This window comes from Bradyrhizobium sp. 197 (genome assembly GCF_023073375.1).
In the GTDB taxonomy this organism is placed as follows: domain Bacteria; phylum Pseudomonadota; class Alphaproteobacteria; order Rhizobiales; family Xanthobacteraceae; genus Bradyrhizobium.
Genome location: NZ_JADPJJ010000007.1, coordinates 160,037 through 176,385, shown reverse-complemented (window position 1 = coordinate 176,385; position 16,349 = coordinate 160,037). Strand labels below are relative to the sequence as shown.

The window sequence follows — 16,349 nt, the reverse complement described above, 5'->3', positions numbered from 1 at the left end:
CCCAACAACCTAGTATTGGGCGGATTCGTTCCCAAGAGGCGATCACAAGAGCGTGACAGGACGTGAAGATCCGCGATCAAAAGCGGCCCTTGTTCGTGCGATTTCGCAATTATTTCAAAGCGGTAATGTATCTGTCCGGTGCCTTTCCAGCCGTTCGTCGATAAGACGCCAGAAACTGAAAAACCATTTGCCTGTGGCCAAAAAACACACGGCTTCTTAAGGCAAATCAGATGCTTCCGACTGTTTTCAACCTCGCCCGGGGGTGGATTTCGGCCTGCGACAGCACCGTCGTCTGGGCACGGAACCGCTCGACCAGGGAGCGCACGAAGGGACGAATTGCCGCAGAGGTAACCAGCACCGGGGCCTCGCCTTCGCGCGCGGCCCGCTCGAAGGCCTCGCGCACGCCGGTCATGAACTCCGACAGCTTTGAGGGCTGCATCGCGAGGCTGCGCTCTTCGCCCTGGCCGATAATGGATTCGGCAAAGGCTTGCTCCCAACGGGCCGACAGCGCAATCAGCGGCAGGTAGCCGTTGTAGGAGGTGTTCTGCGCACAGATCTGCCGTGCCAGACGGGCGCGGACGTGTTCGACCATGGTGGCGGGATTGCGCGAGAAGGCGAGCGAGTCGGCGATGCCTTCGAGGATGGTCGAGAGGTCGCGGATCGAGATGCGTTCGGCGAGCAGCAGCTGCAGCACGCGCTGGATGCCGGAGACCGTGACCTGTCCCGGCACGATATCCTTGACCAGCTCGCCTTGCTCCTTCGGCAGCTCCTTGAGCAGCTTCTGCACCTCGCCATAAGAGAGCAGGTCCGACATGTTGGCTTTGAGCAACTCGGTGAGATGGGTCGAGAGCACGGTCGCGGCGTCGACGACAGTGTAGCCCTTGAGCGAGGCCTCCTCCTTGAGGCTGGCATCGACCCAGGTCGCGGGCAGGCCGAAGGTCGGCTCGGTGGTGTGGATGCCGGGCACCTGCACCTGGCTGCCGCCGGGATCCATGACCATGAACTGGTTCGGCCAGATCTTGCCGGTGCCGGCGTCGACCTCCTTGATCTTGATGATATAGGTGTTGGCTTCGAGCTGGACGTTGTCGAGGATTCGCACGGCCGGCATCACAAAGCCCATCTCGATCGCGAGCGAGCGGCGCAGCGCCTTGATCTGCTCGGTGAGGCGGTCGGTGCCGTCGGGGCCGTTGACGAGCGGCAGCAGGGCATAGCCGAGCTCGATCTTGAGGTCGTCGATCTTCAACGCCGAGGAGATCGGCTCCTCCGCCGCAGCGGAGCCCGATGCGCCCGGCGTTCCCGGCGCGGGCGCAGCTTTGGCGGCTTCGTCGGCCTTGGCGGTCGCCCGCTTGCGGTTGCGCGCGTTCCAGGCAAGTGCGCCGGCGCCGGCGCCGAGCGCCAGGAAGGGGATGGTCGGAATGCCCGGCAGCGCGGCCAGCACCAGCATGACCGCCGAGGACATCGCGAGCGCCTGCGGATAGCCGGAGAACTGCTTCATCAGCGCCTTGTCGGCGGCGCCGGAAACGCCGGCCTTGGAGACAAGCAGGCCCGCCGCGGTCGAAACGATCAGCGCCGGCACCTGGGTGACGAGGCCGTCACCGACGGTCAGCAGCGTGTAGCTGCGGCCGGCGTCGGCAAAGGAGAGGCCCTGCTGCGCCACGCCGATGATCATGCCGCCGACGACGTTGATGAAGACGATCAAGAGGCCGGCGATGGCATCGCCGCGGACGAACTTGGAGGCGCCGTCCATGGCACCGAAGAAGCCGCTCTCGTCCTCCAGCTCCTTGCGCCGCTCCTTGGCGACCTTCTCGTCGATCAGGCCGGCGGAGAGATCGGCGTCGATCGCCATCTGCTTGCCGGGCATGGCGTCAAGGTGGAAGCGGGCCGCGACTTCGGCGATACGGCCCGAACCCTTGGTGATGACGACGAAGTTGACGATGATCAGGATGGCGAACACGATGATGCCGATGACGAAATTGCCGCCCATTACGAAGCTGCCGAAGGCCTCGATGACGTGACCGGCCGCGTCCGTGCCCTCATGCCCGTGCGACAGGATCAGGCGGGTCGAGGCCATGTTGAGCGACAGCCGCAACATGGTCGAGATCAGCAGGACAGTCGGGAAGGCGGAGAATTCCAGCGGCGTCTGGATGAACAGCGACGTCATCAGGATCAGGATCGAAAGCGTGATCGAGATCGCCAGGAACAGGTCCAGCACGATCGCGGGCAGCGGCAGGATCAGCACCACCAGGATGGTGAGGACGCCGAGCGCCAGCGCGATGTCGCCGCGCCTGAGGATGTTGCCGATCTCGGCAAGGGTGGGGAAGCCGGCATTCGTGCTGCCTGCGCCCTGTCCCGCGGTGACATCGACCATGGTAGCTGCCTCTCCGCGCGACTGCCGTCCGCGCGCCCCAAACGTCTGCGCGGCGGCCGAAGGGCCGCCGTTCCGAAAGTGAGGCACCGCACTGGCGTCCACAGGGAACTCCCCGTTCTACGCGGCTGACGACACTCGACTCCACTCGGCAATTCTTGCCGGGTGTATGGTTAGCAAAGTGTTAACAGAGGGTGCGGCAGGAGGCCGGACCGGGGTATTTCGCGGCAGGTCAGGGACGAAAATCGTCATGCCCCGGGCTGGTCCGGACAGGCCCAGGCAATTCATCCCTGATCTGTCTGAAGACCACAGGTCCGCGCGCGCAGATGCGCGCTCGTCCTGACGTAGCCTTGCCGTGGTGATGATGCGGAGCCGGCGCGTCCTGCGCGGCGGTCTGGTGAGGCGCATGTGCCCCGCATGGTCGTGCGAGGAATCGCCATGCATATGGCTCGTCTGCATCTTCTGATGCCACACGCTGATTGCAAACTAATGGCAAACGGTGCGTTCGCCAAGCGCCTTCTTACCGCAGTGCACCGTGCATGCCCAATATCGCGCCACAATGCTTGACCCTGTGGCGATCCGCGGGCCATGGTCCCGCCCGTGCACGCACCAAATCATTCAGGACAAACGCCCGAGACATTCAGCCCTGATTCCCGTCAGGCCTGGATGCGGCTTGTGATTGCGCTTCTGATCGGCTCGATCGGCGGCGTCGGCATGTGGGCCATCGTGGTCATGATTCCCGCGGTGCAGACCGAATTCGCCGCGACGCGCGGCGCGGTGTCGCTGGCGTTCACTCTCATGATGTTCGGCTTCGGGCTTGGCGGCGTGATCGCCGGCAAGATCACGGATCGCTTCGGCATCGTGTGGGCGATGGCGATCAGCATCGCTTTCCTCGGCGTCGCCAATGTGCTCGCGGGTTTGTCGACCCAGCTCTGGCAGTTCGTGGCGGCGTATTTCCTGATCGGGCTCGGCACCTCCGCAACCTTCGCGCCGCTGATGGCGGAGGCCTCGCACTGGTTCGAGCGCTATCGCGGTCTTGCCGTGACCATCGTTGCGAGCGGCAATTACGTGGCCGGCACGATGTGGCCGCCGATGGTGAATTGGGGCATGCAGACGATCGGCTGGCGCTACACGCATATCGGCATCGGCCTCGTCTGCGTGAGCTTGATGACCATCCTGGTGCTGGTCCTGCGCACGCAGATGGGCCACGACAAGGTCCACGATCATGCCAATGCAGCGCCGCCGCGGGTCGACCTCAAGCTCTCGACCAACACGCTGACGGTGCTGCTCTCGATCGCCAGCATTTCCTGTTGCGTCGCCATGGCAATGCCGCAAGTGCATATCGTCGCCTATTGCGGCGATCTCGGATATGGCGTGGCGCGCGGCGCCGAGATGCTGTCGCTGATGATGGCCTGCGGCATCGTCAGCCGGATCGGCTCGGGCTATCTCGCCGACAAGATCGGCGGCATCCCGACGCTTCTGATCGGTGCGCTGGCGCAGGGCTTCGCGCTCGTATTCTACCTGTTCTTTGACAGCCTGACCTCGCTCTATCTGATCTCCGCGATGTTCGGCCTGTTCCAGGGCGGCATCGTGCCGAGCTATGCCATCATCGTGCGCGAGGCGATGCCTGCGAGCGAGGCCGCAACCCGAGTCGGCATCGTGATCTTCGCGTCCGTGTTCGGCATGTCGTTCGGCGGCTGGGTCTCGGGCGTCATCTTCGACGCCACAGGCTCCTACGCAGCGGCGTTCACCAACGGCGTGGCGTGGAACGCACTCAATATCGGCATCGTCTTGACGCTGCTGATCCGCTCGCGGATGAATGCCGTCAGGACCGGCCCGGGTTTTGCGACCTAGACTGCCTGTCCCGCCTTCAGCAGCGAACAACCCGTGATCTTGTAGCTGCCGTCCGCCTGCTGCTCGAGCGTGTAGAGCGCTTCCCAGGCCTCGCCATTGGCATCGATGATATGGACGTGCTGGGCAACGCGGCTGCCCTCGCTCTTGCTGTCGCCAAATTCAAAGCTCTTGTGCCGATAGACCGGCGGGTAGCCGTTTTGCACTATGGACATGAAGATGTCGGGCGCGGGGAAGATCTCCCGGATCGCCGGCGCGGCGTAGGAGTAGGCCGCGCGCGCGTCGTCGCGGCCGAATGCCTGCTCCTGGGCGCGGATGATATCCCGTGCCGTCGCGACATCGTCGGCGCGTGCGGAGATGGGATCGAAGGCGACACTAAGAAAGACCAGCAAGGCGGCGATGCGCATGACAGGCTCCGCGTTGAAATCCCGGCGGCGCCGATCCTAGCACATCTCGCCGGCTATCGCTTCCGCTTTGCAGCCGGCTTCGCGGGCTTTGCGGCCGCGCGGACCTTAGCCTTCACGACAGGCTGCACCCGCAACCCGTCGACGAACACGTCGAGCATCCGCAGCACCGAGGATTGCCAGCCGGGCTGGTCGTGCATGTAGCACATGCCGAAGAACGCGCGCAGCAAGTCCTCGGGACTTATGTCTGCGCGCATCGCGCCGGCCGCGGCTGCGCGGTCGAGCAGCGAGCCGATCGCCTTGGTCAGGCGCTCAAAGGAAAAGGCATGCAACTCCGACCCGCTCTGTACCGCGAGTGCCAAGGCTGCGACCATGCCCTTTTTGGTGGCAACGAACTCGACGCCTGAGTGCAGCCAGCGCCGCAGCGCATCGACCGGGTCCTTCGCATTCTTCAACTGCTCGGCAAGCTCGCTGAGGTGTTCGACCTCGCGCCGGTACACCGCCTCGAACAAATCCTCGCGCGTCGGGAAATGCCGATAGAGCGTGCCGATGCCGACGCCGGCGCGTTTTGCGACGGCTTCCAGGCTCGCCTCCGGACCACCCGCGTTGAACACGGCCTTGGCCGCCTCGAGCACGCGCTCGCGATTGCGCAGGGCATCGGCGCGGGGCTTCCGGATCTGGGCGGTGTGCTCGTCCATCCACGCAATGTAGATCACGAATTGGTTAGATTGAACCCTTGGTTAGCTGCATCGCGTTGATGCGCACGGGCTTTTGACGAATTCCAAATATTTCCTGCCGGCCCTTGCTAAGCGGAGGCTGCCTCCGTATCTTCGCGGAAGACGTTGGCTCGGATAATGTTCGGGCGGCGCGTATCGACGGCGGCCACGGCGGTGGCGCGCCGCGCGATCACTCATGTCCATCTCTGATCGGAGCCTTGTATGAACCACTCCATCAGCCTCACCGTGAACGGTGCGCGGCGCGAATTCGTCCTGGACGATCCGCGCGTCACGCTGCTCGATCTCCTGCGTGAGCGCCTGCATCTGACCGGAACCAAGATGGGATGCGACCGCGGCCAATGCGGCGCCTGCACCATTCTCGTCGACGGCAAGCGCATCAACTCCTGCCTCGCGCTCGCCATCAGCCATGACGGCGCCGATATTCTCACCATCGAAGGCGTCGCGCGCGGCGACCAGCTTCATCCCGTGCAGGCCGCCTTCATCGCCCATGACGGTTTTCAGTGCGGCTTCTGCACGCCCGGCCAAATCATGAGCGCCATCGGCATGATGAGCGAGGCGCAGGCCGGCAACGATCCCGAGCGCATCCGTGAATGCATGAGCGGCAATCTGTGCCGCTGCGGCGCCTATGCCGGCATCGTCGATGCCGTGCTCGACGCCCAGGCGAGTATGGACGAATCCAATCAGAGGCGCTCCGCATGAAGCAATTTGATTACGTCAGGCCTGCCACGGTCGCCGAGGCCGTCGCTGCCGCCGCGCAGCCGGGTGCGGCCTATCTCGCTGCCGGCACCAATCTGCTCGATCTGATGAAGGGCGGCGTCAGCCGTCCGGATCGTCTGGTCGACGTTACGCATCTCGACGGGCTCGATCAAATCGAATGCCTCGCCGACGGTGGTGTGCGCATCGGAGCACTGGTGAGCAACGCCGATCTTGCGCATGACGCCCACTTTGCAAGGTCCTATCCGGCCGTCGCTGAAGCGCTGCTCTCCGGCGCATCGGCGCAGCTGCGCAATGCGGCGACCGTCGGCGGCAATCTCCTGCAACGGACGCGCTGCGCCTATTTTTACGACACGGCCAGCCGCTGCAACAAGCGCGAGGCCGGCAGCGGCTGCGACGCGCGCGACGGCGAGAACCGCACCCACGCCGTGCTCGGCTGGAGCGAAAGCTGCATCGCCACGCATCCGTCCGACTTTTGCGTACCGCTGGTCGCGCTTGATGCCGTCGTCGAGATCGAGGGCAGGAACGGGCGGCGCGAGATCGCGCTCGACGAGCTGCACCGCCTGCCGGGCGATGCGCCCGAGCGTGAATCCGCACTCGAGCCCGGCGACCTGATCGTCGCGGTGCGTTTGCCGCCCGCGGCACGCAGCTTTGCCGCGCATGCGCGCTATCTCAAGGTTCGCGATAGAACCTCCTACGCCTTCGCTGTCGTCTCCGCTGCGGCTGCGTTGCGGATCGAGAACGGCAAGATCGTGGAGGCGCGGCTTGCGCTCGGCAGCGTCGCCGCAAAGCCCTGGCGCGCCCGAGCCGCGGAGGACGTGCTCAGAAACGTTGCGCCTACGGTGGACGCTTTCCAGGAAGCCGGCCGGCGCGCGCTCACCGACGCAAAGCCGTCCGGCGACAACGCCTTCAAGATCGAGCTCGCGCGCCGCATCGTCGTGCGCGCGCTGACCCTCGCCGCCGCCGGTACGCCCGCGCGTATCCCCGCGCTGCCGGCCTCTCCCTTTGCCTCGACGTCCGGAGCCATTCATGCCTGAGCTAAATCTCACCAGCGCGCCCGCCCATCTGCGCCACGGCTCGAATATCGGCCAGCCTCTGACCCGCCGCGACGGGGTCCTCAAGGTCAGGGGCCAGGCAACCTACGCTGCCGATAATCATCCGCCCGGCATGCTGTTTGCGGTGATGGCCGTCGCCAGCATCGCGCGCGGCCGTGTGACCTCGCTCGATGTCGCCGCTGCCAGGCGCCATCCCGGCGTGGTTGATGTCATGACATCAGACCACAAGCCTGAGCTCGCGATCGACCCTGAGATCAAGACCAATCCATTCGTATTCCGGATGGAGGTGTTGCAGAGCAATGAGGTCCGCTACGCCAACCAGCCCATCGCCGTCGTGATCGCCGAGACGCTGGAAGCGGCCACGGAAGGCGCGGCGTTGCTGGCGCCGCGCTATGAGACGCTGCCCGCGCTCGTGGGACTCGACGCCGGCGAAAGTTTCGTGCCGCCGGTTGTGGGCGTGGGCAATCCGACCGAAAATCACCGCGGCGATGTCGAGGCCGGCCTTGCCGCCGCCGAGAAGCAGATCGACGCGATTTACGAGACGCCGCCGCAATATCACAACGCGATGGAGCCGCATGCGATCGTGGCAAGCTGGAATGGCGACAGTCTGCAGATCGACATGCCGACCCAGGGTCTCATGCTGTCCCTTGCGCGTGTTGCCGAGTTGTTCGGCATCGCGCACGACAAGATCCACATCCGCAGCCCGTTCCTCGGCGGCGGCTTCGGCTCGAAGGGGCTCATGGCTGGTCCTCCGGTCCTCGGCATCATGGCGGCAAAGCTCGTCGGCAAACCGGTCAAGCTGGTGCTGCGCCGCGAGCAGATGTACGGCCCGGTCGGTCATCGCGCGCCGACGCGGCAGCGGCTGCGCATCGGCGCCGACGGCGAGGGGCGCCTGACCGCGCTCGATCACCATGCGAGGACCGTGTCGAGCACGTTCGACGATTTTTACGAGCCCGCAGCGGATGCCTCGCACACGCTCTATGCAGCGCCTGCAATCCGCACCTCGCACGACGCCGTGCGCGTCAACACAGGCACGCCGCTATTCATGCGCGCGCCCGGCGAGGCGACCGGATCGATCGCGCTGGAGAGCGCGATCGACGAGATGGCTTGGGCCTGCGGCATCGATCCGCTCGCCTTCCGCCTGAAGAATTATGCCGAGGTCGAGCCGATCACCGGCAAGCCGTTCTCGTCCAAGGCGCTGCGCGCCTGTTACGAGCAGGGCGCGGCGCGGTTCGGCTGGGCGAAGCGACCGCTTCAGCCGCGGCAGATGCGCGACGACGATGGCCTTCTGGTCGGCTGGGGCATGGGCACCGCGACCTTCCCGGCGCTGATGTTCCAGGCCGAGGCACGTGCGGTTCTTCGCCGCGACGGCTCCGGCGCGATGGAGATCGGCGCGCATGATATGGGGCAGGGGGCCTGGACGGCGCTTGCGCAAATCGCGGCCGACGAACTTGGGCTTGATATCGACCGCGTCGAGTTCAAGGCGGGTTCATCCGATCTGCCCGATGCCGGCATTGCCGGTGGCTCCGCGCATACGGCGACCGCAGGTGCCGCAATCCATAGCGCGGGCGCGGCCGTGATCGCAAAGCTCGCCGATCTCGCCGCCAACGATGAGCGCTCGCCGCTGTTCGGTGCCGGCAATGCCGGCGTGATCGCGCGCGATGGCAGGCTGATCCGACGCGACGACGAAAGCCGCGGCGAGGGCTATTCCGAGATTCTCGCGCGCGCCGACGTTGCCGAGGTCGAGGCGCGCGGCACCGGCGCGCCGAATCCGGCGGCGATGGAGGAGTATGCGATGCACGCCCATGGCGCCGTGTTCGCGGAGGTGAAAGTCGATCCCGAACTCGGCCAAGTCCGCGTCACCCGCATGGTCGGCGCCTTCGCCGCGGGGCGTATCGTCAATCCGCGCATGGTGCAGAGCCAGCTGTTCGGCGGCATGATCTGGGGCATGTCGTTCGCGCTGCACGAGGAGGCCATCACCGACCGCCGCAGCGGCCGGATCATGAATGCCAATCTCGGCGAGTACCACATCCCGGTGAATGCCGACGTGCCGCCGCTCGACGCGATCATGGTCGAGGAGCACGATCCGCATGTGAACGCGCTCGGCATCAAGGGCGTCGGCGAGATCGGCATCACGGGCAGCGCAGGCGCGGTCGCCAACGCGGTCTGGCACGCGACCGGCGTGCGTGTGCGTCGTTTCCCGATCCGGATCGAGGAGCTGCTGACGAAGCTCTGAGGCCGCGGGCGGGCGAGGCCGTCTCGTTCCGCCGCGTGCTAGTGCAGCCTCTTGCGAAGAGCCTTGAGCGCTTCTCGCTGCGACTCGATGTAGTTCGCGATGGCCTTGCGCAGCTCCTCCGAATGGAGCTTGTCGCTATCGCGCTGCACTTCATCGAGTGCAGCCTCTGCATTTGCGAGCGTGATCTTCATAGCGAGCCCTGTTACGAAGCGGCTCCGGAAAGCGGAGGCTGCTTGGCTATGGCTCGAAACATATAGAGGATCAGGCTGCGGAAATTGAGATGGCTCAAGCTCCGTAAGATACCGGTGGCTCCGTAGGATCGCGGATAGCTTCAAAACGTCGGCGGTGTGCAGGCCGAGATCACTTCGCACGGTTTGCCGCCGACGCAGCGAAAACGATGCGGACGACGGCTCTCGAAATAATAGGCATCGCCGGGGTTGAGGATGCGCCGCTCGTCCTCGACGGTGACTTCGAGCTTTCCGGAGATCACGATGCCGCCTTCCTCGCCGTCATGGACGAGATGGACGCGCCCGGTGTCGCCGCCAGGCTCGTAGCGCTCCTTCAGGATCTGAAGGCTGCGGCCGAACAGATTGTCGCCGATCTGGCGATAAGAGATCGGCTTCTTGCCGACCTCGGTCAGCTCTTCCGAGCGATAGAAGATCTTGCGCCGGCTCTCCGGCTCCAGCGCAAAGAATTCGGCGAGCCCCATCGGAATGCCGTCGAGGATGCGCTTGAGCGCCCCCACGGACGGGTTCATCTGGTTGGACTCGATCAGCGAGATCGTCGAATTGGTGACGCCCGCACGCTTGGCGAGCTCGCGCTGCGACAGCTTCTGGCGCGCCCGGATAAATCGCAGCCGTCCACCGATATCGACGCTCATGTCCTGGTCCTTGCCCTGGTCCCGTGTTGCAGGTGTTGCGGATCGCGCAAATATGGCCCGGCAGCCCCAGTCAAATCAATGGTTTACAGGTCATCAGAAAAGGACTTGTTGCGCTTTTAAAGCCGTGGCTCTGGTAGCATGTCAGCAAAGGAGCGTGGCCCGTGACCCTTCATCAGATTCCGAACACCATCAAGACCGACTCGTTCTGGATGCCGTTCACGGCCAACCGGCAGTTCAAGAAGGCGCCGCGCCTGTTTTCCTCGGCCGAGGGCATGCACTACACCACCGTCGACGGCCGCAAGGTGATCGACGCTTCCGCCGGCCTCTGGTGCGTCAATGCCGGCCATGGCCGCAAGCAGATCGCCGCCGCGGTCGAGCGGCAGCTGATGACGCTGGACTTCGCGCCGTCGTTCCAGATGGGCCACCCGCTGGCGTTCGATTTCGCCGAACGCCTCGCCGAGATCGCGCCCAAGGGCCTCGACCGCATCTTCTTCACCAATTCCGGCTCCGAGTCGGTCGACACCGCGCTGAAGATCGCGCTCGCCTATCACCGGGCTAACGGTCAGGCGAGCCGCACCCGCCTGATCGGCCGTGAGCGCGGCTATCACGGCGTCGGCTTCGGCGGCACCTCGGTCGGCGGCATGGTCGCCAACCGCCGCGCCTTCGCAACCCTGCTGCCGGGCGTCGACCACATCCGCCACACCCACGATCTCACCCGCAACGCTTTCGCCAAGGATCAGCCGGAACACGGCGCCGAGCTCGCCGACGATCTCGAACGTCTGGTGGCCTTGCACGGCGCCGAGACCATCGCCGCCGTCATCGTCGAGCCGGTGCCGGGCTCGACCGCGGTGCTGCCGCCGCCGAAGGGCTATCTCCAGCGCCTGCGCGAGATCTGCGACAAGCACGGCATCCTCCTGATCTTCGACGAGGTCATCACCGGGTTCGGCCGCCTCGGCACGCCGTTCGCAGCCAACTTCTTCGGCGTCACGCCTGATATGATGACGACGGCCAAGGGCATCACCAACGGCACCGTTCCCTGCGGCGCAGTGTTCGCAAGCCGCAAGGTGCATGACGGCCTGATGGTCGGCCCGGAGAACGCGATGGAGCTGTTCCACGGCTACACTTATTCGGCGCATCCGGTCGCCTGCGCCGCGGGTATCGCCACGCTCGACATCTACAAGGACGAAGGCCTGCTCACGCGCGGCGCGTCGATCGCCGAATACTGGCGCGATGCGCTGCATTCGCTGAAGGGCCTGCCCAACGTCGTCGACATCCGCAATTGCGGCCTGATGGGCGCGGTCGAGCTGTCGTCGCGTGACGGCACCGTCGGTGCGCGTGGCTACGATGTCATGGTCGACTGCTTCAATCGCGGGCTGTACTTCCGCATGAGCGGCGACTCCTTTGCGCTGTCGCCGCCGCTGATCGTCGAGAAGAGCCACATCGACGATATCGTCTCGATCCTTGGCGACGCCATCAAGCGGGTGGCCTGATAATTGCTCTCGCCGTTGCGGAGTGTCCTCTTGCAGCGGCGAGCGTAATGCCGCGGGAGTTTGACGAAGCGTGAAAGTTTTGATCCTCGGCAGCGGTGTCATCGGTGTCACCTCTGCCTACTACCTCGCGCGTGCCGGTCATGAGGTGACGGTCGTCGACCGTCAGCCCGAGCCGGCGCTCGAGACCTCCTTTGCCAACGCCGGCGAAGTGTCGCCCGGCTATTCGTCGCCGTGGGCCGGCCCCGGCGTACCGGTGAAGGCAGTCAAATGGCTGCTGATGAAGCACGGCCCGCTGGTGATCCGGCCGAAGCTCGACCCCGTGATGTGGGTCTGGCTGCTTAAAATGCTGCGCAATTGCACCAGCGAGCGCTATGCGATCAACAAGAGCCGGATGATCCCGATCGCGGAGTACAGCCGCGATTGCCTGCGCGACCTGCGCCGCGACATCGGCATCCAGTATGACGAGCGCTCGCAGGGCACGCTGCAGCTGTTCCGCTACCAGGCCCAGCTCGACGGCACTGGCGAGGAAATCGCCGTGCTCAAGCAGTATGGCGTGCCTTACGAGGTGCTGAGCCGCGAGGGCTGCGTCGCGGTCGAGCCGGCTCTGGCGAGCGTGAAGGAGAAGTTCGCCGGTGGACTTCGCTTGCCGCAGGACGAGACCGGCGACTGCCACATGTTCGCGCAGGCGCTGGCCAAGCACGCCGAAGCGCTCGGCGTGCGCTTCATGTTCAACACCGGTATCGACCGCATCGTCACCGACGGCGCGCGCGTCAGCGGTGTCGCGACCAGCGCCGGAATGTTGGAGGCAGATAGCTATGTCCTCGCGCTCGGAAGCTGGTCGTCGCGTCTGGTCGCGCCGCTCGGCATCTCGCTGCCGGTCTATCCCGTGAAGGGCTATTCGATCACGGTGCCGATCAAGGACGCCTCCGGCGCACCGGAATCCACCGTGATGGACGAGAGCTACAAAGTGGCCATTACCCGTTTGGGAAATCGCATCCGCGTCGGCGGCACCGCCGAAATCTCCGGCTTCTCGAGCCAGCTCTATGATGCGCGGCGCGCCACGCTCGATCACTCGCTGACCGATCTGTTCCCGCGCGGCGGCGATCTCTCCAAGGCGACGTTCTGGAGCGGTCTGCGGCCGATGACACCGGACGGCCCGCCTGTGATCGGGGCAACGCAATACGCCAACCTCCATCTCAACACGGGCCACGGCACGCTCGGCTGGACCATGTCCTGCGGCTCCGGCCGCGTGCTCGCGGACATGCTGTCGGGCAAGAAGCCGGACGTCGATGTCAGCGCGTTGACGGTGGACCGATACAAATATCGGTTCGGCTAGAGCTCTATCCTCTCGTCATTGCGAGCGAAGCGACGAAGCAATCCAGAGTGTCTCCGCGGTGAGAGTCTGGATTGCTTCGCTTCGCTCGCAATGACGGCGTGGAGGCTCCGCGTATTCCATCCATCACCGTCACCCTGAGGTGGCCACTTCTTCGGCGGCCCTCGAAGGGCGACAGCCCGGCTCTATCGGGGCCGTGCATCCTGCGAGGCTCGCTTCGCTCGCACCTCAGGATGACGGGACTGAGATCGTGCTCGCGGAGCGAAAAGAAACTACCCCGCCCCCGTCACGCAATTCACCCACAGCACCACGGCTTTCGCATCCTCAGCCGGATTTGAAAACCGGTGCGGCCGCCGGCTCGCGAATCTAAAACTGTCGCCCGTCTTCAGCGACCATGTCTCGCGGTCCACCGTCAGCATCATCTCGCCTTCGAGCACGAGGCCGGCCTCCTCGCCGTCATGGGCGTAGAGCTCATCACCAGTGGAGCCGCCGGGCTCCAGATGGACTAGGAACAGATTGAGCCGGTTGTCGGCACTGGCCGGACTCAGCAATTGCTTCGACACGCCGGTGCGCCAGAGTTTCAGTTCGGGCCGCTGAAGCCCGCGCGTGACGATTTGGTTGGATGCACCGTCGGCGTTCGGGCTCGCGCCGAACAGCGCGGCGATGCCGACGCCGAGCACGTCGGAAAGCGTCGCCAGCACGCGCAGCGACGGCGACGACAAGCCGCGCTCGATCTGGCTGAGGAAGCCGATCGACAGGTCCGTGCGCGAAGCGATCGTCTCGAGCGAGAATTGCCGGATGCGCCTGAGATCGCGAATACGACGCCCGACCGCGACGTCCATCGCCGGCTCGGCCGCTTTGGCGATAGCCTTGGTGTTGGCTTTGGCCTTCACCTTCTTTGCCGGCTTTGCTACTGCCGGTCTGCGCATTCTTTTGCCACCGCTCACGTCAAACCGCTTCCTTCATGTGCATGAAAACCGCTTGCATCGCTCGTGAAAGTGTGACCAAATTTTCATATTGGTGAAAATAGGCCGAAACGGCTTGGCCCGCAACGTCTGAGATTATGACACGCGCGAGCGCCGCCATCGGCCGGACCCAAAGGGGAATGCGATGAAGCGTTTTGGTCTGGCCGCGGTCGCGGCACTCGCGATTGCAGCAATGTTGCCGGCTTCGGCGCAGCAAGTGCTGAAGGTCGGCTCGACGCCGACTGGAATTCCTTTCACCTTCCTCGACACCAAGACCAATACCATCCAGGGCATCATGGTCGATCTCGTCACTGAAGTGGGCAAGGATGCTGGCTTCAACGTGCAGATCGAGCCGATGCAATTCTCGACGCTGATCCCGTCGCTGACTTCGAGCAAGATCGACATCATTGCTGCCGCGATGTTCATCACGGCGCCGCGCAAGGAAGTCGTGGACTTCTCCGACCCGATCTACACTTATGGCGAAGGCCTCGTGGTGCCGAAGAGCGACACCAAGACCTACGCCACGCAGGATGATCTGAAGGGCGAGACGGTCGGCGCCCAAGTCGGCACCGCCTTCGTCGACGCGCTGAAGAAGTCCGGCCTGTTCGCCGACGTCAAGGCCTACGACACCATCCCCGACATCCTGCGCGACGTGAACACCGGCCGCCTCAAGGCCGGCTACGCCGACTATCCGATCCTCGCCTATAATCTCAAGCAGGGCGGTTTCCCCGAGGTGCGTCTCGTCGACGGCTACAAGCCCGTCACTGTCGGTTCGGTCGGCATCGGCGTGCGCAAGGGCGAGACCGCATTGCTCGGCAAGATCAACGCCTCGCTCGCGAAGCTGAAGGCCAACGGCACCATCGACAAGATCCTCGATAAATGGGGCCTGAAGGCGCAGGGCTGATCGAACAGAGCCAATCGATGAAAGCTGATCGATGAAAGGCTTCTGGCACGACGCGGCTGAATTCTTCCCGATTCTGATGAGCGGCGTCGTGCTGACGATCGTCGTCACCATCGGCTCGCTGCTGCTCTCGACGGTGCTTGGCCTCGTTTGGGCGATGATGCGGGTCTCCGGCATCCGCGTCCTGTCGATGCTCAGCGCCAGCCTGATCAATGTGATCCGCGGCATTCCGATCATCGTGCTGTTGTTCTACCTCTACTTCGTGATGCCGGATCTCGGCGTCACGCTCAGCGCGTTGCAGGCCGCGATCCTCGGGCTCGGCATCGCCTACTCGGCCTATCAGGCGGAAAATTTTCGCGCCGGCATCGAGGCGATCGACAAGGGGCAGATCGAGGCGGCGCAGTCGATCGGCATGGGCTGGTGGCTCACCATGCGCCGCGTGGTGCTGCCGCAGGCGGTGCGCATCGTGCTGCCGCCTTACGGCAACGTCATGATCATGATGCTGAAGGATTCGTCGCAGGCCTCGACCATCACGGTCGCCGAGCTCGCCCTTCAGGGCAAGCTGATCGCGTCCTCGACCTTCAAGAACACCAACGTGTTCACGCTTGTCGCCCTGATGTATCTCACCATGAGCATTCCGCTGATCCTGCTGGTCCGTCACTTCGAGAAACGGGCCGGCAAGAAATGATCGAGCTTACCGACGTCCACAAGAGTTTTGGCGAGAACGAGGTGCTCAAGGGCATCACGGCGTCGGTGCAGAAGGGCGAGGTGGTCTGCATCGTCGGTCCGTCCGGCTCCGGCAAGTCCACCATCTTGCGCTGCATCAACGGGCTCGAAAGCTACGACCGCGGCGAGATCAGCGTCGAGGGATTGAAGGTCGACCGCGACGCGCCGTCGATCGTGAAAATCCGCACCCAGGTCTCGATGGTGTTCCAGCGCTTCAATTTGTTTCCGCACCGGACGGTGCTGGAGAACGTCATCGAAGGTCCGCTCTATGTGAAGAAGGAGCCGCGTGCGCAGGCACTCGAGCGCGGCCGTGCCCTGCTGGTGCAAGTGGGGCTCGCCGAGAAGGCCGACGCACATCCGCCGCAACTCTCCGGCGGCCAGCAGCAGCGCGTTGCGATTGCGCGCGCGCTGGCGATGCAGCCCAAGGCCATCCTGTTCGACGAGCCGACCTCGGCGCTCGATCCTGAATTGGTCGGCGACGTTCTCGGCGTGATGCGCAAGCTCGCCGACGACGGCATGACCATGGTCGTCGTCACCCACGAGATGGGCTTTGCCCGCGACGTCGCCGACCGCGTGCTGTTCATCGACGGCGGCGTCATCGTCGAGCAGGGGCCGGCCAAGGCGCTGCTCAATCAACCCCAGCATCCGCGCACGCAGGACTTTTTGCGCCGCGTGCTGCATCCGCTCTGACC

15 protein-coding genes are annotated in these 16,349 nt (G+C 64.6%); 9 read left to right on the top strand and 6 right to left on the bottom strand.

Translation table 11 applies throughout. The annotated features are described in order from the left end of the window. Positions 1 to 226: 226 nt before the first annotated feature. Positions 227 to 2,368, bottom strand: coding sequence for a flagellar biosynthesis protein FlhA (gene flhA, locus IVB27_RS02645; protein WP_247441161.1), 2,142 nt, complete (start codon positions 2,366 to 2,368; stop codon positions 227 to 229). 585 nt (positions 2,369 to 2,953) lie between these two features. On the opposite strand from flhA, the gene IVB27_RS02640 reads away from it, so the two are divergent. Further along, positions 2,954 to 4,219, top strand: a complete 1,266-nt coding sequence (locus tag IVB27_RS02640) for an MFS transporter (protein WP_247441160.1) — start codon at positions 2,954 to 2,956, stop codon at positions 4,217 to 4,219. Here IVB27_RS02640 and IVB27_RS02635 read toward each other — a convergent pair. After that, positions 4,216 to 4,623 carry a DUF4864 domain-containing protein gene (locus IVB27_RS02635; protein ID WP_247441158.1) on the bottom strand — a complete coding sequence of 136 codons (408 nt, stop codon included), beginning with the start codon at positions 4,621 to 4,623 and terminating at the stop codon, positions 4,216 to 4,218. The genes IVB27_RS02640 and IVB27_RS02635 overlap by 4 nt on opposite strands. Positions 4,624 to 4,676: 53 nt before the next feature. Continuing rightward, positions 4,677 to 5,318, bottom strand: coding sequence for a TetR/AcrR family transcriptional regulator (locus IVB27_RS02630; protein WP_247441183.1), 642 nt, complete (start codon positions 5,316 to 5,318; stop codon positions 4,677 to 4,679). 240 nt (positions 5,319 to 5,558) lie between these two features. On the opposite strand from IVB27_RS02630, the gene IVB27_RS02625 reads away from it, so the two are divergent. Genes IVB27_RS02625 through IVB27_RS02615 form a run of 3 tightly spaced genes read left to right on the top strand, consistent with a single transcriptional unit; the run spans position 5,559 to position 9,362 of the window. Next, positions 5,559 to 6,056, top strand: a complete 498-nt coding sequence (locus IVB27_RS02625) for a (2Fe-2S)-binding protein (RefSeq protein WP_247441156.1) — start codon at positions 5,559 to 5,561, stop codon at positions 6,054 to 6,056. Then, positions 6,053 to 7,108 carry an FAD binding domain-containing protein gene (locus IVB27_RS02620; RefSeq protein ID WP_247441155.1) on the top strand — a complete coding sequence of 352 codons (1,056 nt, stop codon included), beginning with the start codon at positions 6,053 to 6,055 and terminating at the stop codon, positions 7,106 to 7,108. The genes IVB27_RS02625 and IVB27_RS02620 overlap by 4 nt, the downstream gene beginning before the upstream one ends. Then, positions 7,101 to 9,362, top strand: coding sequence for a xanthine dehydrogenase family protein molybdopterin-binding subunit (locus IVB27_RS02615; RefSeq protein WP_247441154.1), 2,262 nt, complete (start codon positions 7,101 to 7,103; stop codon positions 9,360 to 9,362). Before IVB27_RS02620 ends, IVB27_RS02615 begins: the two co-directional genes overlap by 8 nt. Before the next feature lie 38 nt (positions 9,363 to 9,400). Here the strand turns inward: IVB27_RS02615 and IVB27_RS02610 are convergent, their stop codons facing one another. Next, positions 9,401 to 9,553 (bottom strand): hypothetical protein, encoded by a 153-nt coding sequence (locus IVB27_RS02610; protein ID WP_247348953.1) that lies wholly within the window; start codon positions 9,551 to 9,553, stop codon positions 9,401 to 9,403. Between the two features lie 140 nt (positions 9,554 to 9,693). Further along, positions 9,694 to 10,242, bottom strand: a complete 549-nt coding sequence (relB, locus tag IVB27_RS02605; protein WP_247348952.1) for a type II toxin-antitoxin system RelB family anti-toxin — start codon at positions 10,240 to 10,242, stop codon at positions 9,694 to 9,696. Positions 10,243 to 10,403: 161 nt separating this feature from the next. Here relB and aptA point away from each other — a divergent pair, with 161 nt between their 5' ends. Continuing rightward, positions 10,404 to 11,732, top strand: coding sequence for an omega-aminotransferase AptA (aptA, locus tag IVB27_RS02600; protein WP_247348951.1), 1,329 nt, complete (start codon positions 10,404 to 10,406; stop codon positions 11,730 to 11,732). Positions 11,733 to 11,802: 70 nt separating this feature from the next. Next, positions 11,803 to 13,068 (top strand): D-amino acid dehydrogenase, encoded by a 1,266-nt coding sequence (locus IVB27_RS02595; protein WP_247441153.1) that lies wholly within the window; start codon positions 11,803 to 11,805, stop codon positions 13,066 to 13,068. A 269-nt stretch (positions 13,069 to 13,337) separates the two neighbouring features. On the opposite strand, the gene IVB27_RS02590 is transcribed toward IVB27_RS02595, so the two are convergent. Then, a complete protein-coding gene (locus tag IVB27_RS02590; protein ID WP_247441151.1) occupies positions 13,338 to 13,994 on the bottom strand; it encodes a helix-turn-helix domain-containing protein in 657 nt (218 codons plus the stop codon). Between the two features lie 181 nt (positions 13,995 to 14,175). On the opposite strand from IVB27_RS02590, the gene IVB27_RS02585 reads away from it, so the two are divergent. Genes IVB27_RS02585 through IVB27_RS02575 form a run of 3 tightly spaced genes read left to right on the top strand, consistent with a single transcriptional unit; the run spans position 14,176 to position 16,347 of the window. Further along, entirely contained in the window at positions 14,176 to 14,934 is a 759-nt protein-coding gene (locus IVB27_RS02585; RefSeq protein WP_247441150.1) for an ABC transporter substrate-binding protein, read from the top strand. Positions 14,935 to 14,965: 31 nt separating this feature from the next. After that, the gene (locus IVB27_RS02580; protein ID WP_247348947.1) at positions 14,966 to 15,619 is read left to right on the top strand and encodes an amino acid ABC transporter permease; all 654 of its coding nucleotides are present in this window, start codon (positions 14,966 to 14,968) and stop codon (positions 15,617 to 15,619) included. Beyond that, entirely contained in the window at positions 15,616 to 16,347 is a 732-nt protein-coding gene (locus IVB27_RS02575) for an amino acid ABC transporter ATP-binding protein (protein WP_247441149.1), read from the top strand. Before IVB27_RS02580 ends, IVB27_RS02575 begins: the two co-directional genes overlap by 4 nt. Positions 16,348 to 16,349: the final 2 nt, after the last annotated feature.